This is a genomic window from Paraburkholderia sp. J7, assembly GCF_905220155.1.
Lineage (GTDB): Bacteria > Pseudomonadota > Gammaproteobacteria > Burkholderiales > Burkholderiaceae > Paraburkholderia.
Window position 1 is genome coordinate 83,770 of the sequence record NZ_CAJMYZ010000019.1, and the last position, 20,557, is coordinate 104,326.

Genomic DNA, 20,557 nt, shown 5'->3' on the forward strand with positions numbered 1-20,557 from the left:
CCTTCACGATTCGCTCGCCAGCTCGCCCGTGCCGCGTTGCGGCGTGCGCAGCACCGCGCGCACGGCGAACGTCACGAGCACCGCGAACACCAGCGTGGCCGCGAGAAAGTAAAGCCCGGCCGCCAGGCTGCCCGTTGCGTCCTTGATGAGCCCGATGCCATAGGGGCCGAGATAGCCGCCGAGATTCGCGAGCGAGTTGATCGTCGCGATCCCCACGGCCGCGCTCGCGCCGGTGAGGAACTCGCCGGGCAGCGCCCAAACCACGGCCTGAATCGAGTAGATCGAGAAAGCGGTCAGGCAGATGAACAGCAATTGCAGCGCCGGCGCGTGAAACCACGCGCTCGCGGCCATCGTCAGCGCCGCGACGCCCGAGACCACGGCAATGTGGCCATAGCGTTCGCGATGCTTGTCCGAATGGCGCGGCACGCTCAGCAAGCCCACCACCGCGAACAGATACGGTACCGCGGAGAGCAGACCGGCCGTGGAATCGCTCACGCCGAACGCCTTGATAATGGTAGGCAACCAGAGCGACAAACCATAGATGCACAGCGGAAACGGCAGGAACAGCAGCGCCAGCAGCAGCACGCGGCGGTCCTTGAGCGCGCTGAACGGGTTGCGGTGCGTGTCGAGCCTGTAGGCGCGGTGGTCGGCGGCGAGTTCGCGCTCGATCCAGCGGCGCTCGGTGTCGTCGAGCCAGCGCGCGTGCGCGGGCGACTCGGGCAGCAGGCGCAGCGTGGGAATGCACAGCAGCACGGCGGGCAGGCCGCTCACGACGAAGAGCGTCTGCCAGCTCGACATGCCGAAAAAGCCGTGCGTTTCGAGCAGCGCGCCCGCAATCGGCCCGGTGATGATGCCCGCAATGGGCTGCGCGAGCACCAGCAAGCCGATCACGCGCGCGCGGTGTCGCATGGGAAACCACTGCGTGAGGAAATACAGAATGCCCGGATAGAGCCCCGCCTCCGCCGCGCCCAGCAGGAAGCGCAACGTGTAGAAGCTCTTCGGGCCGCTCACGAGCGCCATGAGCATCGTGATCACGCCCCACGTGAACAGAATGCGCGCGAACCACACGCGTGCGCCGAAGCGCGCGAGCGCGAGATTGCTGGGCACTTCGCAAAGGAAATAGCCGATGAAGAAGAGACCGGCGCCGAGGCCGTAGGCGGCGTCGGAAAGGCCCACAGCCGCGTTCATGTGCAGCTTCGCGAAGCCGACCACGGTGCGGTCGACGTACGCCACCACGTAGATCAGCGCGAGAAAAGGCAGAAGTCGGCGCGCGATATGGCCGACGATGAGCTTTTCCTCGCTGCTGGCGCTTGCCAGCGCAGCGGGCTGATCGTGTTGCAGCACCTGCGGATTTGTCATCGTGTCTCCTGTGTCGAGCGCACTTGACGCTTTAGCGTTGAGTGCGGTCCCATGCAAAGCAACTCTGTATTTTTTCTCGCCTGCGCGCACTCAATACATCAACCGCTCAGTGCGAATGCCGCGGCACGCCCGCCCCGCGCTTGCCCACGAGGAAGTCGAGATCGCAACCTTCGTCGGCCTGCAACACGTGATCGACATACAGACGCGCGTAGCCGCCCTTGCCCAGTTGCTCCGCCACGCCGGGCGCGGCCGCCGGATCGACATCGCTCAAGCGGCGCGCGAGTTCCTCGTCGCTGATGTCGAGATGCAGGCGCCCCGATTCGCAATCCAGCTCGATCCAGTCGCCGTTGCGCACGGCCGCGAGCGGGCCGCCGGCCGCCGCTTCGGGCGCAACGTGCAAGACCACCGTGCCGTAAGCGGTGCCGCTCATGCGCGCGTCCGAAATGCGCACCATGTCCTTCACGCCCTGGCGCAGCAGCTTGGGCGGCAGACCCATGTTGCCAACCTCGGCCATGCCGGGGTAGCCGCGCGGGCCGCAGTTCTTCATCACGAGGATGGAGTCCTTGTCGACATCGAGCGACTCGTCGCCGATGGTCGCCTTGTAGTGATCGAAGTTTTCGAACACCACGGCGCGGCCGCGATGCTTGAGCAGCTCGGGCGTCGCCGCCGAAGGCTTGAGCACCGCGCCGCGCGGCGCAAGATTGCCGCGCAGGATACAGATGCCGCCGTCGGCAATCAATGGGTTGTCGAGTTGACGAATCACTTCGTCGTTGTAGTTGGGCGCTTCGCGCACGTTGTCCCAGATGGACTTGCCGTTCACGGTGAGCGCACCCGGATGCGGCAGCAGGTTCGCTTCGCCGAGCCGGCGCAGCACCGCCGGCAACCCGCCCGCGTAATAGAACTCTTCCATCAGGAAGCGGCCCGAAGGCTGCAGATCGACGATGGTCGGCGTGCCGCGGCCAATGCGCTGCCAGTCTTCGAGTTCGAGGTCCACGCCAATGCGGCCCGCAATCGCCTTCAGGTGGATCACGGCGTTGGTCGAGCCGCCAATGGCCGCGTTCGTGCGAATGGCGTTTTCGAACGCTTCGCGCGTGAGGACCTTTGAGAGCTTCAGGTCTTCCAGCGCCATCTGCACGATGCGGATGCCCGACATGTGCGCGAGCACGTAGCGGCGCGCATCCACAGCGGGAATCGCGGCGTTGTGCGGCAGCGAAACGCCCAGCGACTCGGCCATGCAGGCCATCGTCGAGGCAGTGCCCATGGTGTTGCAGGTGCCCGCCGAGCGCGACATGCCGGCTTCGGCCGAAAGGAACTGGTGCAGGTCGATCTCGCCCGCCTTCAATTCCTCGTGCAACCGCCACACCACCGTGCCCGAGCCGATGTCGCGTCCTTCGTGCTTGCCGTTGAGCATCGGGCCGCCCGTCACGACGATGGCGGGCACGTCTACGCTCGCCGCGCCCATCAGCAGCGCGGGCGTGGTCTTGTCGCAGCCGCACAGCAGCACGACGGCGTCGATGGGGTTGCCGCGAATCGCCTCCTCCACGTCCATGGAGGCGAGATTGCGCGTGAGCATGGCCGAGGGGCGCAGGTTCGATTCGCCGTTCGAGAACACCGGGAACTCGACCGGGAAGCCACCGGCTTCATAAATGCCGCGCTTCACGTGCTCCGCGAGCTTGCGGAAATGCGCATTGCAGGGCGTGAGTTCCGACCAGGTGTTGCAGATGCCGATGATCGGGCGACCATCGAATTCGTGATCGGGAATGCCTTGATTCTTCATCCAGCTTCGGTACATGAAGCCGTTCTTGTCCGTGGTGCCGAACCACTGTTGGGAGCGCAGTTTGGGTTTGGTATCCGACATCGTGTTCGTCTTGTGGAGCAGGTAATTCGCCGATACATCCGGGCGATGGATTCGGCACAGTCTAGGGAGAAGTCTGATAACCTTCTAATGAAAAAATGGACGCTTCCGATATCGAAATCGGCATTGGTATAAACACCTAAAACTATTTGGGAAATCAGGTGGAGACATGCTCGATACAAGCCCCTGGTACGTGCGCACGCGGCTGAAAACGCGGCAACTGCTCCTCGTCGTGGCGCTGGCCGAGGAAGGCAACATTCACCGCGCGGCGGCTGCGCTGAACATGACGCAACCCGCCGCGTCGAAGCTCCTGCGCGAGCTCGAGGACATGCTCGGCGCGGTGCTGTTCGAGCGCATGCCGCGCGGCATGCGGCCCACGCTGTACGGCGACGCCCTGATCCGCCACGCGCGCGCCGTGCTCGGCAGCCTCGACCAGGCGCAGGAGGAACTGAGCGCGCTCAAGGCGGGGCGCCTTGGCCACGTGGCGGTGGGTGCGATCACCTCGCCGGGCGTGCGCGTGCTGCCGGCCGCCGTCGCGGCGGTCAAGCGCACACATGCCAACCTGCGCGTTTCCGTGGAAATCGACGCGAGTAACGTGCTGCTCGAACATCTGGCGCAAGACAAGCTCGACGTCGTGCTGGGCCGCCTTTCCGCCGAGCACGACAAGCTCCAGTTGCGCTACGAGCCGCTCGCGGGCGAGCCGGTATGCGCCGTGGTTCGGCCGGGGCATCCTATGCTCGGGCAGGCAGCGGATGAAGCCCGGCCGATTGCGCTCGCCGATATCGCGCGCGCCACGTGGGTCGTGCCGCCGGTGGGCAGCGTGCTGCGCCATCGCTTCGAGCTGATGTTCCAGCGCGCGAGCCTCGCGCCCCCGTCGAACGTGGTGGAAACGCCGGCGCTGCTCTTCATCACGCGCGTGCTGGAGCAAAGCGACATGATCGCCGTGCTCACCGAAGACGTGGCGCACTACTACGCGGCGCACGGCATGGTCGAAATCCTGCCCGTGCCGATGGATTGCCAGATGGACGACTTCGGCATCATCACACGCGCGGACCGCCTCTTCACGCCCGCGGCCAGCGTGATGATCGAGGCGTTGCGACAAGTGAGCGCCGACATTTACGGGGCCCACCGCCGGGAGCCAGCCGCGCGATAATCGTGCGACGAAACCCGCCGCAGAGGACCGAACCATGCCCGCCAGCCAGAGCGCCGCTCCCGACAGCACCGCCATTCGCGTCGCGCTGTGGCGCGCGCTGCACGTCCAGGTCGACGACGCGCCCTACGTGCTCGAAGACGAAACCGGCATGCAGATCGCCGCGCCCGCATCGAACTGGCGCGAGCGGCCCGACATGCACCCCGAAGGCACGCGCGGGTATCGCGCTTCGATCGTCGGGCGCGCGCGCTTCGTCGAAGACCTCGTGACCGAGCAGACCGCAAAAGGTCTCGCGCAACAGTACGCGATTCTCGGCGCGGGACTCGACACGTTCGCGCAGCGCCATCCCGAGATCGCCTCGCGCCTGCACGTGTACGAAGTGGACAAGCCGGGCACCCAGGCCTGGAAACGTCAGCGGCTCATGGAGCTGGGGTTTCGCGAGCAGGACTGGCTGCGCTTCGTGCCGGTGGATTTCGAAGCCGGCGAGACATGGTGGGAACGGCTCGCCGCGGCCGGGTTCGATGCCGCGAGCCCCGCGGTGATCGCGTCGACGGGCGTCTCAATGTATCTCACGCGCGAAGCGAACCTCGCGACGCTGCGGCAGATCGCGCAGCTCGCCCCGGGCTCGACGCTCGTCATGACGTTCCTGTTGCCGCTCGAACTCATCGACGAGCCCGAACGTTCGCAGCATGCCGCCGTGTATGAGCGAGCGAGGGCGGCGGGCACGCCGTTCGTGAGCTTCTTCGCACCGGACGAGATGCTTGCGCTCGCACGCGTTGCAGGGTTGCGCGACGCGCGGCATGTTTCGACCGCGGATCTGACCGCACGTTATTTCGCAGGCCGTAGCGATGGCCTGAAACCGGCGAGCGGCGAGTCGATTCTCGTGGCGACGGTTTGACCCCGTGCCGGCATCCCATCCGGTTTTCTCGGTTGGCGCTTTTCCCGCACCATTGTGAATAGGACAAGCTTGTTTGCGGACATACACCGCTTCTGCAGTAGCGAAAAAGCTCGAGGCATGAAGCACGCTCACCCTGGACCGTTTCGACCTAGACTTTAAGGAATTCGCAAGCTTGATCCGGTGTGCCGGAGTCGATATTCACGCGCGCGAATGTTCCGTGCCCGAACGCGAGCACATCCTGTCCGTGACCGACGTCGGAGGTGAAGACAATGGCCGAGAGCTGGAAGGTTGCCGGTACGTATTTCGAGAGCTGCAATTGCTATGCCCCTTGCAGTTGCGTTTGCCTGGGACCGCCTTCGGATGGAGACTGCGCGGTGCTGATCGGCTGGCACATCGATCAGGGGAAGTTCGCCGCCGTGACGCTGGACGGCCTCAACATCGCCCTGTTTGCGTATTCGCCGGGCCACATGTTGCAAAACAAGTGGAGAGTCGCCCTCTACCTGGACGAACGCGGCACATCTGAGCAACTCGACGTGTTGGGCAAGATATTTTCCGGTCAGGCCGGCGGACCGCTTTCGGCGCTCGGCCCGATGATTGGCGAGGTCATGGGCGTCAGGCCGGCCGCCATCAGTTATCAGCAGGACGGGAAGCGTCGCAGCCTCCACATTCCCGACGTGGCAGCCATGGAAATCGAAGCCTTGGCGGGTCAGGACGGTGGCGACGTCACGATCAGCAATCACCCGCTTACGCCTGTCCCGGGGTTCGCGGCGGTCATCGGAAAATCGAAGGAGTTTCGCTTCACTGACCACGGATTCACCAGAGAAATTTCGGACCGAAACGGCTTTTATTCTCCGTTCGTCTACCATGACTGAACCTGGCTTGCTGGGCACGCGTGCGACGCGATGGTGGCCGCGGCGCGACCAGGCGGTCGCGCTGTCCGGGCTCACGGCTGCCGCGGCGCTGGCGTGGGCCTACCTCCTGTATATGAGCTGGGGCATGGAGCACATGGAGGTAGGTGCGACCATGGCCATCATGCCGCGCATGACACATTGGCATCCCATCGACCTGCTTTTGGTCGTGGCGATGTGGGCCGTCATGATGGCCGCCATGATGCTTCCGTCCATCGTGCCAACGGTGCTGGGTTTCGCGTCCATGAGCAGCCGGCGGCGCGGGCAACATCGGCCATACGTGCAGACTAGCGTGTTCGTTCTCGGCTACCTCGCCGTCTGGTCCGGCTTCAGCCTCTTTGCGACGCTTGTGCAGTGGGGCTTGCTCGAGGCACGCCTCGTTACGCCGATGATGGTGAGCGCGACGCCATGGCTTGCAGGCGCTCTTCTGGTCATTGCCGGGGTCTTCCAGTTGACGCCTGCGAAGCATGCGTGCCTTGCCAGGTGCGTGTCCCCGCTCGGCTTTCTTCTAACTGAGTGGCGCGACGGCACCTTCGGCGCCTGGATCATGGGATTTCGTCATGGAGCGTATTGCGTAGGTTGCTGCGGACTACTCATGACGCTCCTCTTCGTATTTGGCGTGATGAACGTGCTCTGGATTGCTGTGCTGTCGATCTACGTGATGCTCGAAAAAATGCTTCCGCAAGTGCGATGGCTTCCTTTCGCGCAGGGAGCGCTGCTGATTTGCTGGGGCATTACCGTTGCCGCAAGGGGGTAGATTTGCGAGCAGGCGGTTGCGAATTGCCGAGCCAGATTGACATCGAAAATCGGCGCCATCTATACTTCGCCAATCGGTTAATTAAACAAACGGAAAAGTAATTGGAATCGGATCACCTGAGTGCCACCTTCGCTGCGTTGGCCGACCCGACGCGCCGCGCCATCCTCGCGAGGCTGGCGCAAGGCGAAGCGACGGTAGGCGATCTGGCCAAGCCCTTCGACTTGAGTCCGCCGGCAATCAGCAAGCACCTGCGTGTTCTCGCGCATGCAGGGCTCATTACGCAAGGACGAGACCGTCAGTTCCGGCCTTGTCGCATCGTGCCTGAGCCGCTAAAGGAGGCGGCCGACTGGGCGCTGCAATACCGCGCGCTGTGGGAACAGCGCCTCGATCAGCTCGACAGCTACCTGCAGCAACTGCAACAGGCGCAGGTCAAGGACGCACCCAAGAAGCCCAACGCGAAGACCACCAACGTTTCTTCACCCCGTACCAGGAAGCCCCGCAACCATGACTGAAAAAGTGTCCGCACCCTTCATCCTTGAGCGCCGCTTCTCCGCGCCGCGGGAACTCGTGTACGCCGCGTTGACTGAAGCCCGGCATCTTGCCGCATGGATGAGCCCGCCGGGAATGGAAATGTCCCATTGCACGGTGGATGCGCGTGTCGGCGGCGTCTTTCACTACGCGATGAAGCCGAGCGGCGCGCCCGACGCCTCTGCCATGTGGGGCAAGTGGACGTTCCGCGAATTGACGCCGCCCGAGCGCATTGTGGTCGTCGTGCAATTCAGCGACGCAGAGGGTGGCGTGACGCGACACCCCATGGCCAGCGAGTGGCCGCTGTACACGCTATCGACAACCACGCTTAGCGAAGTCGCAGGTGGCACGCTAATGCGCCTCGAATGGCGCGCGCTGGACGCCAGCGAAGCCGAAGAAGCCATCTTTGACGCTTCGCACGCCAGCATGTCTCAAGGTTGGGGTGGCAGCATGGATGCGCTCGAACGCTATCTCACGCAGCGGCAAGCCGATCGCTGAGTCGCGACCAGAAAAAAGCGCGCCTCCCGGTGCGCTTTTACGACCGCCCACAAGAGCCTGACGAAGCGATGACCGCACGGCGCACGCGCGGCCGAACGTTAGCTCAAGCCTTGGCCACTACTGCCGCGTGAGCATGAGGTCCAGATTCTGGACCGCTGCCCCGGATGCGCCTTTGCCAAGATTGTCGAAGACCGCGGACAGCAGGACGTGCCTGTGTTCTACGTCATGAAAAACGCTTAACTGCATGTCGTTCGTACCGTTCAGCACTTGCGGGTCGAGGTGTTTCAAGGCGCTCGATTCGTGCAGCGGCAGAACGCGTACGTGAGGGACCCCGGCATAGTGGCGTGCGAGGCAAGCGTGCAACGTGCCGCCATCCACGCCCGGTGCCAGCAGCCGCAGCGCCAGCGGCACCGTCAGCACGATGCCCTGGCGGAACGCTCCGTACGCTGGAACAAAAATGGGACGCTGCGCCAGGCAGGCGTGCTGCTGGATCTCCGGCGTGTGCTTGTGCGCGAGTTCCAGACCATAGACCTGATAGGAAGGCGCGTCGGCCGCTCGCGGCCCCTCATGCTCCTCCACGCCGGCGCGCCCGCGCCCGGAGTAGCCGGATACCGCGTGAATGCTGATCGGGTAATTGCCCGGTATGAGCCCGGCCTGCACCAACGGGCGCAGCAGGCCAACTGCGCCGGTCGGATAGCAACCGGGATTGGTGACCCGACATGCGTTCGCAATCTGCTCAGCCTGCCCCGGCGTCATTTCCGGAAAACCGTAAGTCCAGTCCGGCTGTGTGCGGTGGGCGGAGCTCGCGTCGATCACCCGGACGGCAGGATTGACAATGGCGCCCACTGCCTCGCGCGCCGCGGCGTCGGGCAAACAGAGGATGGCGATGTCGCAGGCGTTGATGGCTTCTGCACGACGCCGCGAATCTTTGCGCTCCGCAGCGTCTAGCGTGAACAGTCTGATGTCGGTCCGGTTGCGCAGCCGCTCGTGGATTTGCAGCCCGGTGGTGCCTTGGTCGCCGTCGATGAAAACTACGGGAGAGCTCATACGTGCATGACTCCGCTGACTATGGGTTGTAACGGGTAAAGCGAGCCCCTATGTTGCGCGGACGGCTAGAATAGAGAAAGTTGAATTTAATAACGCAAACATTCAGCTTTTCTGAATCTGGACGCCGCCATGCGAGAGATCAGCCTGGACCGCTTGCGCACTCTGGTCGCCGTTGCCGACCGTGGTTCGTTTGCCGATGCGGCGCGTGCATTGCACCTGGCGCCGCCAACGATCAGCCTTCATATCGCGGAACTCGAAGACCGCATTGGGGCTCCGCTCCTGTTACGCAAGCGCGGACATGTGGGGCCGACGTCTATCGGCGAGGTGCTGGTGGAACGCGCGCGCCGGTTGCTGGCCGACGCGGAGCAGGCGTTAGACGATATCCAGCGCCAGGTAGAGGGGCTCGAAGGGCGTGCGCGGCTCGGCGCGTCCACGGGCGTGATCGCGCACCTGCTGCCGCAAGCGCTCGAGGTCCTGCGCGAGCACCATCCCGCCATCGACATTCAAATTGCCGTGCTGACTTCGCAAGAAACCCTGTCCCGGCTGGTGGATGGAACGCTGGATGTCGGGCTGATCGCGCTGCCTCAGCCCCCGGTGGCCGGACTCGTGATCAAGCCCTGGCGCCGCGACCCTGTGATGGCCTTCGTGCCGGCGCATTGGCGGTGTCCGGCCCGCGTTACGCCTGAATGGCTCGCCACCCAACCGCTCATCCTCAATGACGCGACCACGCGTCTCTCGCGTCTGACCGCGGAGTGGTTCGCGACCGCAGGGCATCATCCTGCGCCGCGCATTCAGCTCAACTACAACGACGCGATCAAGAGTCTGGTAGCGGCAGGTTACGGCGCCGCGCTGTTGCCACATGAGGCCACGACGCCACTACCCGACAAGCGCATCGTCATGCGTGCGCTGCGCCCGGCCTTGTGGCGACGGCTCGGTATTGCATATCGTGCGGGGTACGTTGAGCGTTCCACGCAACACGTCCTGGATGTGTTGTGGGATTTGCGACTGGCGTAGGCGTTGCCATTCGCCGCCAGGGCCCTTTTCGCTGAAACAATAGCCCTTCACGAAGATCAGAGTCCCGCTTCACTCCGCAATGCGCTTGAAACTGGCGTAGTAATCCTCGGTGTAGTAACAGTCGCCAATTTGCTTGCGCGGTCCACCACACACGATCCGGCGCTGCCCGCGATCCGTCATGCCAGGGGTGCGAACCGTGTATGTGTGGTAGTAGCCGCGTGGATGCTTCGGCAGCAAAGCGGCGCTGTTGCGGAACAACACGCCGTCGTCTGCAAAAGGGAAGGGGCCGCCCGCTTTGATCAGCCGTAGCGTCTCGGTTCCTTCCGCCGGCAACTGTGTCCTGGTGACGGTGCCCAGCGTGCCCGCTACTTGCGCGCCCGATGCGGCGGGTGTGCCGCTTGCGCCCTGCGCTGGCTGTGCCGGCGCCTGGCTTGCAGATGCGCCCGATGCCTCCGTGGCGTTTCGCGAACTCTCCTTGCCGCATCCACAGAGGATCGCGCTCAAGGCAACGATGCAGGGGAAAGCCCACGCTCTCTTCACGAAACGGTTCTCCTCTCGTTGACCAGAACTCGACGACCAGGATAGACGTAAAGGTAGCGCTAATGGCGCAGCGAATCAATGATCGAAAGGAAACAGGCACTCGGCACGTGGCAACGAACAACGGCCGCTTACACCCGTTCCGATGTAAGCGGCCTGGACCTGCAATAACATAGTGCTGGATGACGCGGTACTTCAACTGCATGCTGCCCTGCTCTTCAACTACGTGTTGCTCTGCACTTCAACAGCGTATTTCCCTGCACTCCTCATCGATTCAACAGCATGGTACTTCGACAATAACCGATTAAGCTCTGCCAGACACGACTACTGCTGCGGGACTGCTGTACTGCAACGGGTACACGGTATGGTCCAACTCGACCGCAGGAGGGGAGTCCTGGGATGGAGCCAACGTCTCGCTCCATGAAAACCAGTGTAGACGTAGCAGGCATTAACCAATTGCCCGAAACGAGCCCAATATGGCGCCGAGTTCCCGCAATTGACGAGCGTGCCTGCCGGTGCTCCGATGCGTCCGCGCATCCGCCCATACAAGCTCGCATTTCAGGCGACAGCTTCCGCCTCAGACTGATAGAACGGGTAGTCCGTATAACCGATTTGCGTGCCGCCAAAGAAGGTCGGGCGGTCGTACGGGTTGAGCGAAAGGTTGCGACGCAGCCGCTCCGGAAGGTCGGGATTCGCAATGAAGTGGCGACCGAATGCCACCAGATCGGCATCGCCGTCCTGCAGGATCGCTTCGGCCTTTTCACCGTCGAAGCCGCCGGCCGCAATGATGGTGCCCGCATAGTGCTTGCGAATCATCTGGGCAGCAACCGGATCCTGGCTGGCGCTTTCGTTTTCGACATTGCCGAGAATGCGGGGCTCGATGAGGTGCAGGTACGCGAGATTCAGCTTCGCAAGTTCTCCTGCAACATACGTGAACAGGCCGACAGGGTCGCTATCCGACATATCGCCCCACGACCCGCTGGGCCCAAGGCGCAAGGCAACCTTGTCGCTTCCCCACACTGAAATAACGGCACGGGTGGACTCCATCAGCAGACGGGCGCGGTTTTCGAACGAACCGCCATAGATGTCCGTGCGCTTGTTGCTGCCGTCCTGCAGGAACTGGTCGAACAGATAGCCGTTTGCGGCATGCAGTTCCACGCCGTCGAAGCCTGCCGCGATGCCGCGTGCTGCCGCCGCGCGAAAACTTTCGACGATGCCCGCAATTTCGTGCGTCTCCAGTGCGCGATTCGGCGTATTCGGGACCCAGCCGGCGTCCGTGTATGCGACACCGCCGTGAGGCACTTCCGAGGGGCCAACCGGACGCCCACCATCGGGTTGCAATTCCGAATTCGACTGGCGCCCAGCGTGGTACAGCTGAAGGAAGATTTTCGCGCCCTTTGCATGGACTGCATCGGTCACGCGCTTCCAGCCGGCAATCTGACTGTCGTCGTACAAACCCGGCGCACCAAGATACCCGTTGCCGTTCGGCGCAGCAATGGTGGCCTCGCTAATCAGCAACCCGCCGGCCGAAGCGCGCTGCGCGTAGTACTCCGCCATGAGCGGGCCGGGTATCGCACCGCTTTCAGCACGCATACGGGTGAGCGGCGCTAGAACGACTCGGTGCGAGAACGTGTAAGGACCGACTTTGACTTCAGAAAAGAGCTTGGACATGATTGACCCCAAAAGAGATTGGAAAGCGCATCGATTTCTGGTTGTCCGACGTGACAGAAGCCGAAGCCGCGGAACTGGCTCACTTCCCCGCGACATCGATGGGCTAGAGTGTATATGCACATATCGATTCATTTGTCGCGATTGCCGGCAATACTGTTCTCGCGTTTCGCAAACAGTCTCTTTCTATTCCACGCCATCCATGTCGGGAACAGGTTTGGAAACCTTAATGACTTTTTCATCCAGTCGGCATAGCAATTTCAACCAGAAATAGCCGACCAAACATTATTGAAAACTGTGCATATGTCGCTAGCATCCAGTTATCGACTGCCAGATCAAACACCGGCGGCGGTCATTCACTACGGGCTGGGGAGAGGACGGGTATGCGAGTCCTGGTATTGGGTAGCGGGGTCGTCGGTGTGACTAGCGCGTTTTATCTGGCGCGTGCCGGTCACGAAGTCACAGTCATCGACCGCGAGGAAGGTCCCGCGCTTGAGACGAGCTTCGCGAACGCCGGGCAAATCTCTCCAGGCTATGCAGCACCATGGGCGGCACCCGGCGTTCCGCTCAAAGCCGTTAAGTGGATGTTCCAGAAGCATGCGCCGCTTGCCATCCGCCCGGATGACGCGGACAAGCAGTTCCAGCTTCAGTGGATGTGGCAGATGCTGCAGAACTGCACCGCCGAGCGCTACGCGATCAACAAGAACCGCATGGTGCGGCTTGCGCAATACAGCCGCGACTGCCTGCAGGCACTGCGCGCTGAAACGGGTATCCAGTACGAAGGACGAACCGGCGGCACGCTGCAGGTTTTCCGGACGCAGCAGCAGCTCGACGGCGCCGCAAAAGACATTGCGGTACTGAAAGAGGCGAACGTTCCCTACGAGCTGTTGAGCGCAAGCGAACTCTCGCGGGTTGAGCCTGCGCTCACTGCAACGTCGCACAAGCTAACCGGCGGCCTTCGCTTGCCCGGCGACGAGACAGGCGACTGCCAGCTGTTCACCACCCGGCTTGCCGCGCTCGCCGCGCAGGCGGGCGTGACGTTCCGCTACAACACGCCAGTCGATACCCTCGTTGTCGAAGACTGCAAAGTCGTTGGCGTGCGCCATGGGACCAAGCTCATCCATGCCGATGCGTTCGTTGTCGCATTTGGCTCCTATTCGACGAGCTTCCTGTCGGGCCTCGTCAAGATTCCGGTCTACCCGCTCAAGGGGTATTCCATCACGGCGCCTATCGTCGACGAGGCTCGCGCGCCGGTCTCGACGGTTCTCGACGAGACCTACAAAATCGCCATCACGCGTTTCGACAAACGCATTCGCGTGGGCGGTATGGCCGAAATCGTCGGATTTGACAAGCGCCTGCGCGAGGCGCGGCGCGAGACGCTCGAAATGTGCGTGAACGATCTGTTCCCCGGCGGCGGCGACACATCGAAGGCGACGTTCTGGACCGGGCTGCGGCCAATGACGCCGGACGGCACGCCCATTGTCGGCCGCACCGCCGTACCCAATCTGTTCCTGAACACGGGCCATGGCACGCTTGGCTGGACCATGTCCTGCGGTTCGGCGCAGCTTCTCGCCGACCTGATTTCAGGCAAAAAGCCCGCCATCCAGTACGACGATTTGAACGTATTCCGCTACGACAAGGAGCCGGCAGCCCCCGCGGATTTCGCACTGGACTAGGCAGCACTGCGTGCGCCTCGCTACGCGTACGCGCCCTGGGTTTCCACGCACTCAACCCCAGGCGCGCGCGGCCGTTAATTCACTTATGGAGCAAGGCAGCCGGTCCTATGACTTGCGGATCGTCCTGCCAGGCCCCATACCCTGTCCCTAACTGTCGGGGACCACGCAGAGTCGAAATTGAGCGCCGGGAGCCCGCTCCCGGCGCGTTTTTCTTTCGCCAACCAGCCAGACGTCACACAAACCGGCACCCCAAAATACGAAGCGGGAGCCGGCTCCACGCCGCTCCCGCCAGATCACTTCGTTGTGCTCACCAGCACCGCGCGAGCATGCACGGCAACACTCAGCTCATGTGCAGACCGCCATTGAGCGAAAAGTCCGCGCCGGTCGAGAAGCCCGATTCGTCGGATGCGAGCCACGCGACGATCGAAGCGATCTCCAACGGTTCGCCGAGGCGACGCACCGGAATGCTGTCGACGATCTTCGAGAGCACTTCGGGCTTCACCGCCTTGACCATGTCCGTGCCGATATAGCCGGGCGAAACGGTATTGACCGTCACGCCCTTGGTCGCCACTTCCTGCGCGAGCGCCATGGTGAAGCCGTGAATGCCGGCCTTGGCCGTGGAGTAATTCGTCTGCCCGAACTGGCCTTTCTGCCCGTTCACCGACGAAATGTTGATCACCCGCCCAAACCCCCGCTCGATCATGCCGTCGATCACCTGCTTCGTCACGTTGAAGAGGCTCGTGAGGTTGGTGTCGATCACCGCGATCCAGTCTTCGTGCGTCATCTTGCGAAAGACGACGTCGCGCGTGATGCCCGCGTTGTTGACCAGAATGTCGATCTCGCCGACGTCTTTCTTCACCTTCTCGAACGCGACGGCCGTGGAGTCCCAGTCGGCCACGTTGCCTTCCGACGCGACGAACTCGTAGCCCAGCGCCTTTTGCTCGTCGAGCCAGCGCGTTTTGCGCTGCGAGTTCGGGCCGCAGCCCGCGACCACCGTGTAGCCATCCTTGTGCAGACGCTGGCAGATGGCCGTTCCGATGCCGCCCATGCCGCCGGTCACGTAGGCAATACGCTTTGCCATAGATCCTCCTTTTGCTTTAGGGGGTAGGTGAGTTGGGAAAGACTCTGGAGGATGGAGTCAGTTTGACGAGCGCCACCCAGCCGGGCGATGGGGAAATACCCGTACAGGAAAACGCCTGCCGGAACCATTCCGTACGACAGGGTGTGCTGGCGTTGTCTCGATGTCGCCAGCGGACCGAACAAGCCTATCAGCGTCTTTTGGGGGACACAAGGCGATCGCGACGTCGGACGTGGGCAAAAGCACACATTTGCCTGGCATGCCTCAATAAACACACGCGTAGAGATGTGTTTCGCATAAGAATACGGCCCGGCATCTAGCCGGGCCGTGCGCAGGCTGACTGCGAAGGCGTCAGAGACCAGCGGCGAGCCGCTCGTCGCCGAATCCTTCGGGCAGGCCCGTCACATAATCCAGCCGCCCGACCGCTTCGAGCAGCGAGCGGCCGGCAATCGTGAGCGCCAGCCGGCGATGGCCTTCCGTCCAGTGCTCGAGCGCAACGAGCTGACGCTCGAGCAGCGTGTCCAGTTCCTGACGATTCATGTCGATCTGGTCCGGCGAATGGCGGACCAGCATCAGCGTGGCGAATTCCTTAGGGCTCAGCAATGTTGTCTCCCAGTAACTCTCATGCCGCAACCAGGGGGCACAGGGCCGCATATATTCGAGGTTCAATGTGACACTGGCATGACTGTCACAATTTCGCGCCGGCGCTGTATTGATCTTGCATATCCGGGCTTGGCGCCCTCTTTTCGGGCGGCGGCGCTTGCGGCGGCACGAGCGCCACGCCGCACTCCTCCACGAGGTTGCGCAGCGAGGTGGGAAAGAGCGTGCCGGGGTCGTCGGCAATGCCTGCGCCCTCGTCACGCAGCGCCGCGCCAACACCCACCACGATGGTCGAGCCGGGCGCGCGCTCGCGCAAGCGCCGCACGAGGTTGCGCAGGTACGGCGGCGACTCGGGCGCGTCGAGCGACACCACGCAGATGGCCGGTGAGCGCTCATCGATCATGGCCCCGCGCGTGGCGCGCACTTCGTCGTACGTGGTGGCCGTACACGGAATATTGCGCCGCATGAGCAACTGGCCAATGATCGCCACCGCCACGTCGTCGAACGCGCCACGCCCGGGTACGCAGAGCACCTCGCCCGCGTCCGGCGAGAGCGTGAATTCAATGACCCTCGCGCCTTCGTCCGCGCCCTCGGCGGCTCGTTTCGCGCTCTCGTCCCCGGCTGCGGCGTGGCGCGAATCGTCTACAGATTCGAGGTCCTCGACAATGTCGAGCAACGCCTGGTTGATGCGCGCCACCTGCTCGGCGGGCAGCACGCCGCGCAAGGCGTCGTTGCGCGCGAAGCGCAGGCCCTCGAACACCACCTGCTCGTAATAGTCGATGAGCGGCATGGTCGTGAGCAGCCGGTCGGCCTGCAGCAGCGCCTCGTGCGGATCGTCCGCGAGCAGGCGCTGGTAGCAGGTTTGCGCGGGCGTGAGCGCGGGCTGGTCGCCCAGCAGGATCGTGAGGAAGTTCAGGCGGTCCACGTAGCGGCCGAGCGTGACGATGCACAGCGTGAGCGGCGTGGAAAGCACGAGCCCCACCGGCCCCCACAGCCAGCTCCAGAAAATCGCCGCCACCACGACGGCGAGCGGCGAAAGCCCCGAGCGCCGGCCATAGAGCATCGGCTCGGCGAACTGGCCGGCCACCACGTCCACGACGATGAAGAAGATCAGCGTCGTGACGGCCATGGTCCATTGCGGCTGCGTGGCCGCGGCGACGAGCGTCGCCATGATCGCGGCGATCCAGATGCCGATGTACGGCACGAAGCGCATGAGCGCCGCCACCGCGCCAAACAGCAGCGCGCCCGGCACGCCAATGCCCGCCAGCCCGAGCGCGATCACCCCGCCTACCGTGACATTCACACCGACTTGCGCGACGAAGTAGCGCGAGAGCCGCTGCGAGGCGTCGTTGATGGCGGTCGTGGTGCGGTGCAGGTCGTCCGAGCCGAACACGCTAATGAGCCGGTCGCGCAGGTCCTCGCGCTGGAACAGGATGAAAATCGTCACCACGAGCACGATGAAGGTCGTTTCGAGCGGCGCGATAGCCGGCGCAAGCGCCTTTTGCGCGAGCGTGAGCGGCGTGGGCGCGGGGTTGTGGATCTCCACCGGCATGGGCTGCTGCGGCTGGTTGCGCGCCGCGCGCCCGCGCGGCTGCGGCGGCGCGGGCGGCGGTGTGGGCGTAATGCGCTGCAGGGTGGTAGCGGCGCGCGACATCAACGAATCGGCGCGGCCCACCGTCTTTTCCTGCACCGTTTGCACTTTCTGCTCGATCTCCTCCTGATACTGCGGCAGGGAAGCGGAAAGCTGGTAGACCTGCGCGGCGATCAGCGCGCCCACGCCGGCGAGCGCGAGCACGGTGGAAAGCACCGCAACGAGGATAGCGAGGAACTGCGGCACATGAATGCGCCGCAGCGTGGTCACGAGCGGCGCCAGCAGAAAACTCAGCAGCACCGAAAGCGTAATGGGAATCAGCACCGCACGCCCGAAATACAGGCCGCACACCACGACCACGCCGGTAATGACGGAGGCGAGGCTATGCAGCGTGGGCGGGCTTGGCGGAAACACCCGGTTGCGTCGGCCCTGCGGCGGCAGCGGGAAATTCATGTCGGATCGGATCGGCAAAAAAAGGGAACATCGGGCCGCGCCAGCTCGGGCAAGCGCACGGCCCCTCTACACGCACGAGCACGCGCAAACATGCACGAGGTGCACCTCAAAATGGTACTGCGCCCACGCACATCGGGCGCGGCCGTCCAGATTTTCGCAGGTCACGCGAGTCGGGCGCAAAAACGCGCGTCACTGCGTTTGCGTCTTGCCCGACACGAGTTCCTGATTTCGCGCGACGAGGAACTGAATGAGCCCGTCCACGCCGCCCTGCTGGATCTTCTCGTTGAACTGCTGACGATAGGTCTGGATCAGCCACGCACCGAGCACGTTCAGGTCGTAAAGCCGCCAGCCCTGCGGCGTCTTGTACAGGCGGTAATCGATTTCGAGCGGATTGTTGTTGGTCTGCGCAAGCGTGCGCACCACGACGTCCGTGTCGCCGGGGGAGCTGCGCATGGGCGGGTAGTCGATCTTCTGGTCGGGCTTCAGTTGCGCGATGGCGCCCGAGTAGAGATGGATCAGCAACAGCTGGAACTGCTGCTCGATCTGCGCCTGCTGCTCGGGCGTGGCCGTGCGCCAGTGCGGCCCCATGGCGAGGCGCGTGGTACGGCGGAAATCGACGTACGGAAGAATGTCGCGGTTGACGATGTCCTGAATGCGCGCGATGTCGTCGGGCGCGACGGACTTCGCGCGCACCTCGTCGAGCACCTGCTGCGTGGCGGTCTTGATGAGCGCTTGCGGGTCCGACTGGTCCACCTGGGCCGATTGGGCGAATGCCGCCGTGGCGGGCAGGAACGACAAACACCACGCAACGAGCGCGGTCATACGGAATAACCTGGTCATCGATATCTCTGGGCAATGGCGGGAGGGGCGAGGCGGCGCGAAGTCGATGAGCCGGCAACACCGGCATCCCGGCGCGCGAGCGCCGCAAGCCGGACGCACCGCGCGTGCGCACGCCAGTGCTCAGTCTAGCGGGTCGGGCGCTGTCCGGTCGGATCGCTGTGCGGCTCGTGCGGCTCACGCCGCTCGCGCATTCACGCGCGGGGCGGGCCCGCATGCCCATCGGACTGAGCGATGAACGCCTCCAGCCCGAACAGCCAGGCAACGCAAAACGAGAGGCGCGAAAGCACACCCGGCATCGGGTCGCTGTCGCCATCCTCAGGGGCCTCCTCCAACGCGGTCTCGCCAGAAGCGAGCGCGCCGCCCAGTGGCGCGGACGTCGTCGACAACGGCGAGTGCTGGCGAGACAGGGATTCGGGCTCCATGGCGACGGTGCTCCTCGGTGCGGACCGGATTGTGATTGGCGCAGGCTATGCAGCAAGACACATGCCATCCGATGACTTCACGCTTGACCTCGCCCTTACGCCGGTCACGCATCGGTCGCGCGACTTCCGCTCTGTAAAAACTACAAGCGCGTCACGGCAAAGCGGAAAACCCAGCACGCGCCAGGCCCGGCAGCCGTTGCGCGAGCAGGCAGGCACGAAAAACGCATGCAGCCGCACGCCCGCGCGCCTTGCATACGCACGTAATCGGTTCAATCGCGGTTCCATCGCGGTTCCATCGCGGTTCCATCGAAACCGAATTGGGATCGAATCGATACAAAGGTGTAAGGTTCAGCGGTTCGTCTCGACGACGAGGCGCGCGCCCCATCGCTCAGGAGATTGCATGAACACACCGGAACAGGTTCGCATTGCGGACATCCTCGGCCAGCATCGCGACACGCTGCTCGCGGAATGGCTGCGCCTGCATCTGCCGATCGCGCTGCGCCGCGGCCTCGCGATGGAAGGGGAAATTCGCGAGCAGTTCTCCGCGTTCCTCAATGTCTTTCTCGACACGCTGCCCAACACCGAAACCTTCGATGCGAGCCGCCCCGAATGGGAGCCGGTGCGCGCGTTCCTCGCGGACATGTCGGCGCACCGCGCGCGTCAGGGTTACACGCCGGTGGAGACGGCCACCTTCGTGTTCTCGTTCAAGGAGCCGCTCTACGCGCGCCTGCGCGAGGGCTATGCGCACAATCCCGCCGAACTCGCCCAGGTGAGCTGGCAGGTGAATCTGCTGCTCGACGGCTTTGGCCTCTACACCACCGACGTCTTCCAGAAAAGCCGCGAAGCAATCATCGCGCGCCAGCAGGAAGAGTTGCTGGAGCTCTCCACGCCTGTCGTGCAGCTTTGGGAAGGCATTCTCGCGCTGCCGCTCATCGGCACGCTCGACTCCGCGCGCACCCAGGTCGTGATGGAGAGCCTGCTGCAAAAGATCGTCGACACGGGCGCGGGCCTCGCGGTCATCGACATCACGGGCGTGCCCACCGTCGACACGCTCGTCGCGCAGCATCTGCTCAAGACCGTGGCCGCCGCGCGCCTCATGGGCGCGGACTGCATCATCAGCGGCATCCGTCCGCAGATCGCGCAGACCATCGTGCACCTCGGTGTCGATCTCACCAACGTCACGACCAAGTCCACGCTCGCCGACGCCTTCGTCATCGCGCTGCAGCGCATCGGCGCGACCATCATCACGCCGAAGGCCGCGGCCTGAATGCCACTGAACGCACGACGCACGGGAACCGCACACGATGGAACGCATTCCGATTCTGCGCCTCGGCGACTGCCTGATCGTCACGATCCAGGTGGACATGCACGACCGCCTCGCGATCGCGCTGCAGGACGACCTCACCGAGCGCATCGTGAAGGAGTCGGCCAAGGGCGTGCTGCTCGACATCTCGGCGCTCGACGTAGTCGACTCGTTCATCGGCCGCATGATCAGCAACACGGCCGCCATGGCGACGGTGCTCGACGCGCAAACGGTGGTGGTCGGCATGCAGCCTTCGGTGGCGATCACGCTGGTCGAGCTCGGCCTCACGCTTTCGGGCGTGCGCACCGCGCTGAACGTCGAAAAAGGCATGGCGCTGCTCAAGCAGCGCCAGCTCCGTCAAGTCCCATGACTCCC

General features: G+C 63.7%; 20 protein-coding genes. 10 read left to right on the plus strand and 10 right to left on the minus strand.

Annotated elements, in window-relative coordinates; translation table 11 throughout:
- Nucleotides 1-3: 3 nt before the first annotated feature.
- Both U5A58_RS27870 and U5A58_RS27875 read right to left on the minus strand, forming a co-directional pair.
- The gene (locus tag U5A58_RS27870; RefSeq protein WP_321963810.1) at nt 4-1,359 is read right to left on the minus strand and encodes an MFS transporter; all 1,356 of its coding nucleotides are present in this window, start codon (nt 1,357-1,359) and stop codon (nt 4-6) included.
- Nucleotides 1,360-1,465: 106 nt separating this feature from the next.
- Nucleotides 1,466-3,217: an IlvD/Edd family dehydratase gene (locus U5A58_RS27875; protein WP_321963811.1), complete on the minus strand. Its 1,752-nt coding sequence runs from the start codon at nt 3,215-3,217 to the stop codon at nt 1,466-1,468.
- A 166-nt stretch (nt 3,218-3,383) separates the two neighbouring features.
- Here U5A58_RS27875 and U5A58_RS27880 point away from each other — a divergent pair, with 166 nt between their 5' ends.
- The 6 genes from U5A58_RS27880 to U5A58_RS27905 all read left to right on the plus strand — a co-directional run bounded on the left by U5A58_RS27880 (nt 3,384) and on the right by U5A58_RS27905 (nt 7,953).
- Nucleotides 3,384-4,367 carry a LysR substrate-binding domain-containing protein gene (locus U5A58_RS27880; protein ID WP_321963812.1) on the plus strand — a complete coding sequence of 328 codons (984 nt, stop codon included), beginning with the start codon at nt 3,384-3,386 and terminating at the stop codon, nt 4,365-4,367.
- A gap of 34 nt (nt 4,368-4,401) precedes the next feature.
- Nucleotides 4,402-5,262: a class I SAM-dependent methyltransferase gene (locus U5A58_RS27885; protein WP_321963813.1), complete on the plus strand. Its 861-nt coding sequence runs from the start codon at nt 4,402-4,404 to the stop codon at nt 5,260-5,262.
- 269 nt (nt 5,263-5,531) lie between these two features.
- The gene (locus U5A58_RS27890) at nt 5,532-6,134 is read left to right on the plus strand and encodes a DUF1326 domain-containing protein (protein ID WP_321914068.1); all 603 of its coding nucleotides are present in this window, start codon (nt 5,532-5,534) and stop codon (nt 6,132-6,134) included.
- The gene (locus U5A58_RS27895; protein ID WP_321963814.1) at nt 6,127-6,927 is read left to right on the plus strand and encodes a DUF2182 domain-containing protein; all 801 of its coding nucleotides are present in this window, start codon (nt 6,127-6,129) and stop codon (nt 6,925-6,927) included. Before U5A58_RS27890 ends, U5A58_RS27895 begins: the two co-directional genes overlap by 8 nt.
- Nucleotides 6,928-7,028: 101 nt before the next feature.
- Nucleotides 7,029-7,439: a metalloregulator ArsR/SmtB family transcription factor gene (locus tag U5A58_RS27900; RefSeq protein ID WP_321963815.1), complete on the plus strand. Its 411-nt coding sequence runs from the start codon at nt 7,029-7,031 to the stop codon at nt 7,437-7,439.
- Nucleotides 7,432-7,953, plus strand: a complete 522-nt coding sequence (locus U5A58_RS27905; RefSeq protein ID WP_321914071.1) for an SRPBCC domain-containing protein — start codon at nt 7,432-7,434, stop codon at nt 7,951-7,953. Before U5A58_RS27900 ends, U5A58_RS27905 begins: the two co-directional genes overlap by 8 nt.
- A gap of 117 nt (nt 7,954-8,070) precedes the next feature.
- Here the strand turns inward: U5A58_RS27905 and argC are convergent, their stop codons facing one another.
- Nucleotides 8,071-9,000: an N-acetyl-gamma-glutamyl-phosphate reductase gene (argC, locus tag U5A58_RS27910; RefSeq protein WP_321963816.1), complete on the minus strand. Its 930-nt coding sequence runs from the start codon at nt 8,998-9,000 to the stop codon at nt 8,071-8,073.
- A gap of 129 nt (nt 9,001-9,129) precedes the next feature.
- Here argC and U5A58_RS27915 point away from each other — a divergent pair, with 129 nt between their 5' ends.
- On the plus strand, nt 9,130-10,014 hold the full coding sequence (locus U5A58_RS27915; RefSeq protein ID WP_321963817.1) for a LysR family transcriptional regulator: 885 nt from the start codon (nt 9,130-9,132) through the stop codon (nt 10,012-10,014).
- A 69-nt stretch (nt 10,015-10,083) separates the two neighbouring features.
- Here U5A58_RS27915 and U5A58_RS27920 read toward each other — a convergent pair whose 3' ends face one another.
- Entirely contained in the window at nt 10,084-10,554 is a 471-nt protein-coding gene (locus tag U5A58_RS27920; protein ID WP_321963818.1) for a ribonuclease, read from the minus strand.
- Between the two features lie 555 nt (nt 10,555-11,109).
- Nucleotides 11,110-12,222, minus strand: a complete 1,113-nt coding sequence (locus tag U5A58_RS27925) for an alkene reductase (RefSeq protein ID WP_321963888.1) — start codon at nt 12,220-12,222, stop codon at nt 11,110-11,112.
- 380 nt (nt 12,223-12,602) lie between these two features.
- Here U5A58_RS27925 and U5A58_RS27930 point away from each other — a divergent pair, with 380 nt between their 5' ends.
- On the plus strand, nt 12,603-13,895 hold the full coding sequence (locus U5A58_RS27930; protein ID WP_321963819.1) for a D-amino acid dehydrogenase: 1,293 nt from the start codon (nt 12,603-12,605) through the stop codon (nt 13,893-13,895).
- A gap of 340 nt (nt 13,896-14,235) precedes the next feature.
- On the opposite strand, the gene U5A58_RS27935 is transcribed toward U5A58_RS27930, so the two are convergent.
- The 5 genes from U5A58_RS27935 to U5A58_RS27955 all read right to left on the minus strand — a co-directional run bounded on the left by U5A58_RS27935 (nt 14,236) and on the right by U5A58_RS27955 (nt 18,879).
- Entirely contained in the window at nt 14,236-14,976 is a 741-nt protein-coding gene (locus U5A58_RS27935) for a 3-ketoacyl-ACP reductase (RefSeq protein WP_321914077.1), read from the minus strand.
- A 348-nt stretch (nt 14,977-15,324) separates the two neighbouring features.
- On the minus strand, nt 15,325-15,576 hold the full coding sequence (locus U5A58_RS27940) for a hypothetical protein (protein ID WP_321914078.1): 252 nt from the start codon (nt 15,574-15,576) through the stop codon (nt 15,325-15,327).
- Between the two features lie 85 nt (nt 15,577-15,661).
- Nucleotides 15,662-17,617, minus strand: a complete 1,956-nt coding sequence (locus U5A58_RS27945; RefSeq protein WP_321963820.1) for an AI-2E family transporter — start codon at nt 17,615-17,617, stop codon at nt 15,662-15,664.
- A gap of 189 nt (nt 17,618-17,806) precedes the next feature.
- On the minus strand, nt 17,807-18,457 hold the full coding sequence (locus U5A58_RS27950) for an ABC transporter substrate-binding protein (protein ID WP_321963821.1): 651 nt from the start codon (nt 18,455-18,457) through the stop codon (nt 17,807-17,809).
- A 191-nt stretch (nt 18,458-18,648) separates the two neighbouring features.
- The gene (locus U5A58_RS27955) at nt 18,649-18,879 is read right to left on the minus strand and encodes a hypothetical protein (RefSeq protein ID WP_321963822.1); all 231 of its coding nucleotides are present in this window, start codon (nt 18,877-18,879) and stop codon (nt 18,649-18,651) included.
- 400 nt (nt 18,880-19,279) lie between these two features.
- Between U5A58_RS27955 and U5A58_RS27960 the strand changes: the two genes are divergently transcribed.
- Together U5A58_RS27960 and U5A58_RS27965 are read left to right on the plus strand one after the other, a co-directional pair.
- Nucleotides 19,280-20,146 carry an STAS domain-containing protein gene (locus U5A58_RS27960; RefSeq protein WP_321963823.1) on the plus strand — a complete coding sequence of 289 codons (867 nt, stop codon included), beginning with the start codon at nt 19,280-19,282 and terminating at the stop codon, nt 20,144-20,146.
- A 37-nt stretch (nt 20,147-20,183) separates the two neighbouring features.
- Complete coding sequence (locus tag U5A58_RS27965; protein WP_321963824.1) at nt 20,184-20,552, plus strand: STAS domain-containing protein; 369 nt, start codon at nt 20,184-20,186, stop codon at nt 20,550-20,552.
- Nucleotides 20,553-20,557 lie beyond the last annotated feature (5 nt).

Bases quoted from the DNA above. Each gene is read 5' to 3' on its own strand.
- argC (WP_321963816.1), bottom strand. From the start codon at position 9,000: ATGAGCTCTCCCGTAGTTTTCATCGACGGCGACCAAGGCACCACCGGG.
- U5A58_RS27870 (WP_321963810.1), bottom strand. From the start codon at position 1,359: ATGACAAATCCGCAGGTGCTGCAACACGATCAGCCCGCTGCGCTGGCA.
- U5A58_RS27955 (WP_321963822.1), bottom strand. From the start codon at position 18,879: ATGGAGCCCGAATCCCTGTCTCGCCAGCACTCGCCGTTGTCGACGACG.
- U5A58_RS27925 (WP_321963888.1), bottom strand. From the start codon at position 12,222: ATGTCCAAGCTCTTTTCTGAAGTCAAAGTCGGTCCTTACACGTTCTCG.
- U5A58_RS27930 (WP_321963819.1), top strand. From the start codon at position 12,603: ATGCGAGTCCTGGTATTGGGTAGCGGGGTCGTCGGTGTGACTAGCGCG.
- U5A58_RS27945 (WP_321963820.1), bottom strand. From the start codon at position 17,617: ATGAATTTCCCGCTGCCGCCGCAGGGCCGACGCAACCGGGTGTTTCCG.
- U5A58_RS27885 (WP_321963813.1), top strand. From the start codon at position 4,402: ATGCCCGCCAGCCAGAGCGCCGCTCCCGACAGCACCGCCATTCGCGTC.
- U5A58_RS27965 (WP_321963824.1), top strand. From the start codon at position 20,184: ATGGAACGCATTCCGATTCTGCGCCTCGGCGACTGCCTGATCGTCACG.
- U5A58_RS27875 (WP_321963811.1), bottom strand. From the start codon at position 3,217: ATGTCGGATACCAAACCCAAACTGCGCTCCCAACAGTGGTTCGGCACC.
- U5A58_RS27890 (WP_321914068.1), top strand. From the start codon at position 5,532: ATGGCCGAGAGCTGGAAGGTTGCCGGTACGTATTTCGAGAGCTGCAAT.
- U5A58_RS27905 (WP_321914071.1), top strand. From the start codon at position 7,432: ATGACTGAAAAAGTGTCCGCACCCTTCATCCTTGAGCGCCGCTTCTCC.
- U5A58_RS27915 (WP_321963817.1), top strand. From the start codon at position 9,130: ATGCGAGAGATCAGCCTGGACCGCTTGCGCACTCTGGTCGCCGTTGCC.
- U5A58_RS27960 (WP_321963823.1), top strand. From the start codon at position 19,280: ATGAACACACCGGAACAGGTTCGCATTGCGGACATCCTCGGCCAGCAT.
- U5A58_RS27935 (WP_321914077.1), bottom strand. From the start codon at position 14,976: ATGGCAAAGCGTATTGCCTACGTGACCGGCGGCATGGGCGGCATCGGA.
- U5A58_RS27950 (WP_321963821.1), bottom strand. From the start codon at position 18,457: ATGACCAGGTTATTCCGTATGACCGCGCTCGTTGCGTGGTGTTTGTCG.
- U5A58_RS27895 (WP_321963814.1), top strand. From the start codon at position 6,127: ATGACTGAACCTGGCTTGCTGGGCACGCGTGCGACGCGATGGTGGCCG.
- U5A58_RS27880 (WP_321963812.1), top strand. From the start codon at position 3,384: ATGCTCGATACAAGCCCCTGGTACGTGCGCACGCGGCTGAAAACGCGG.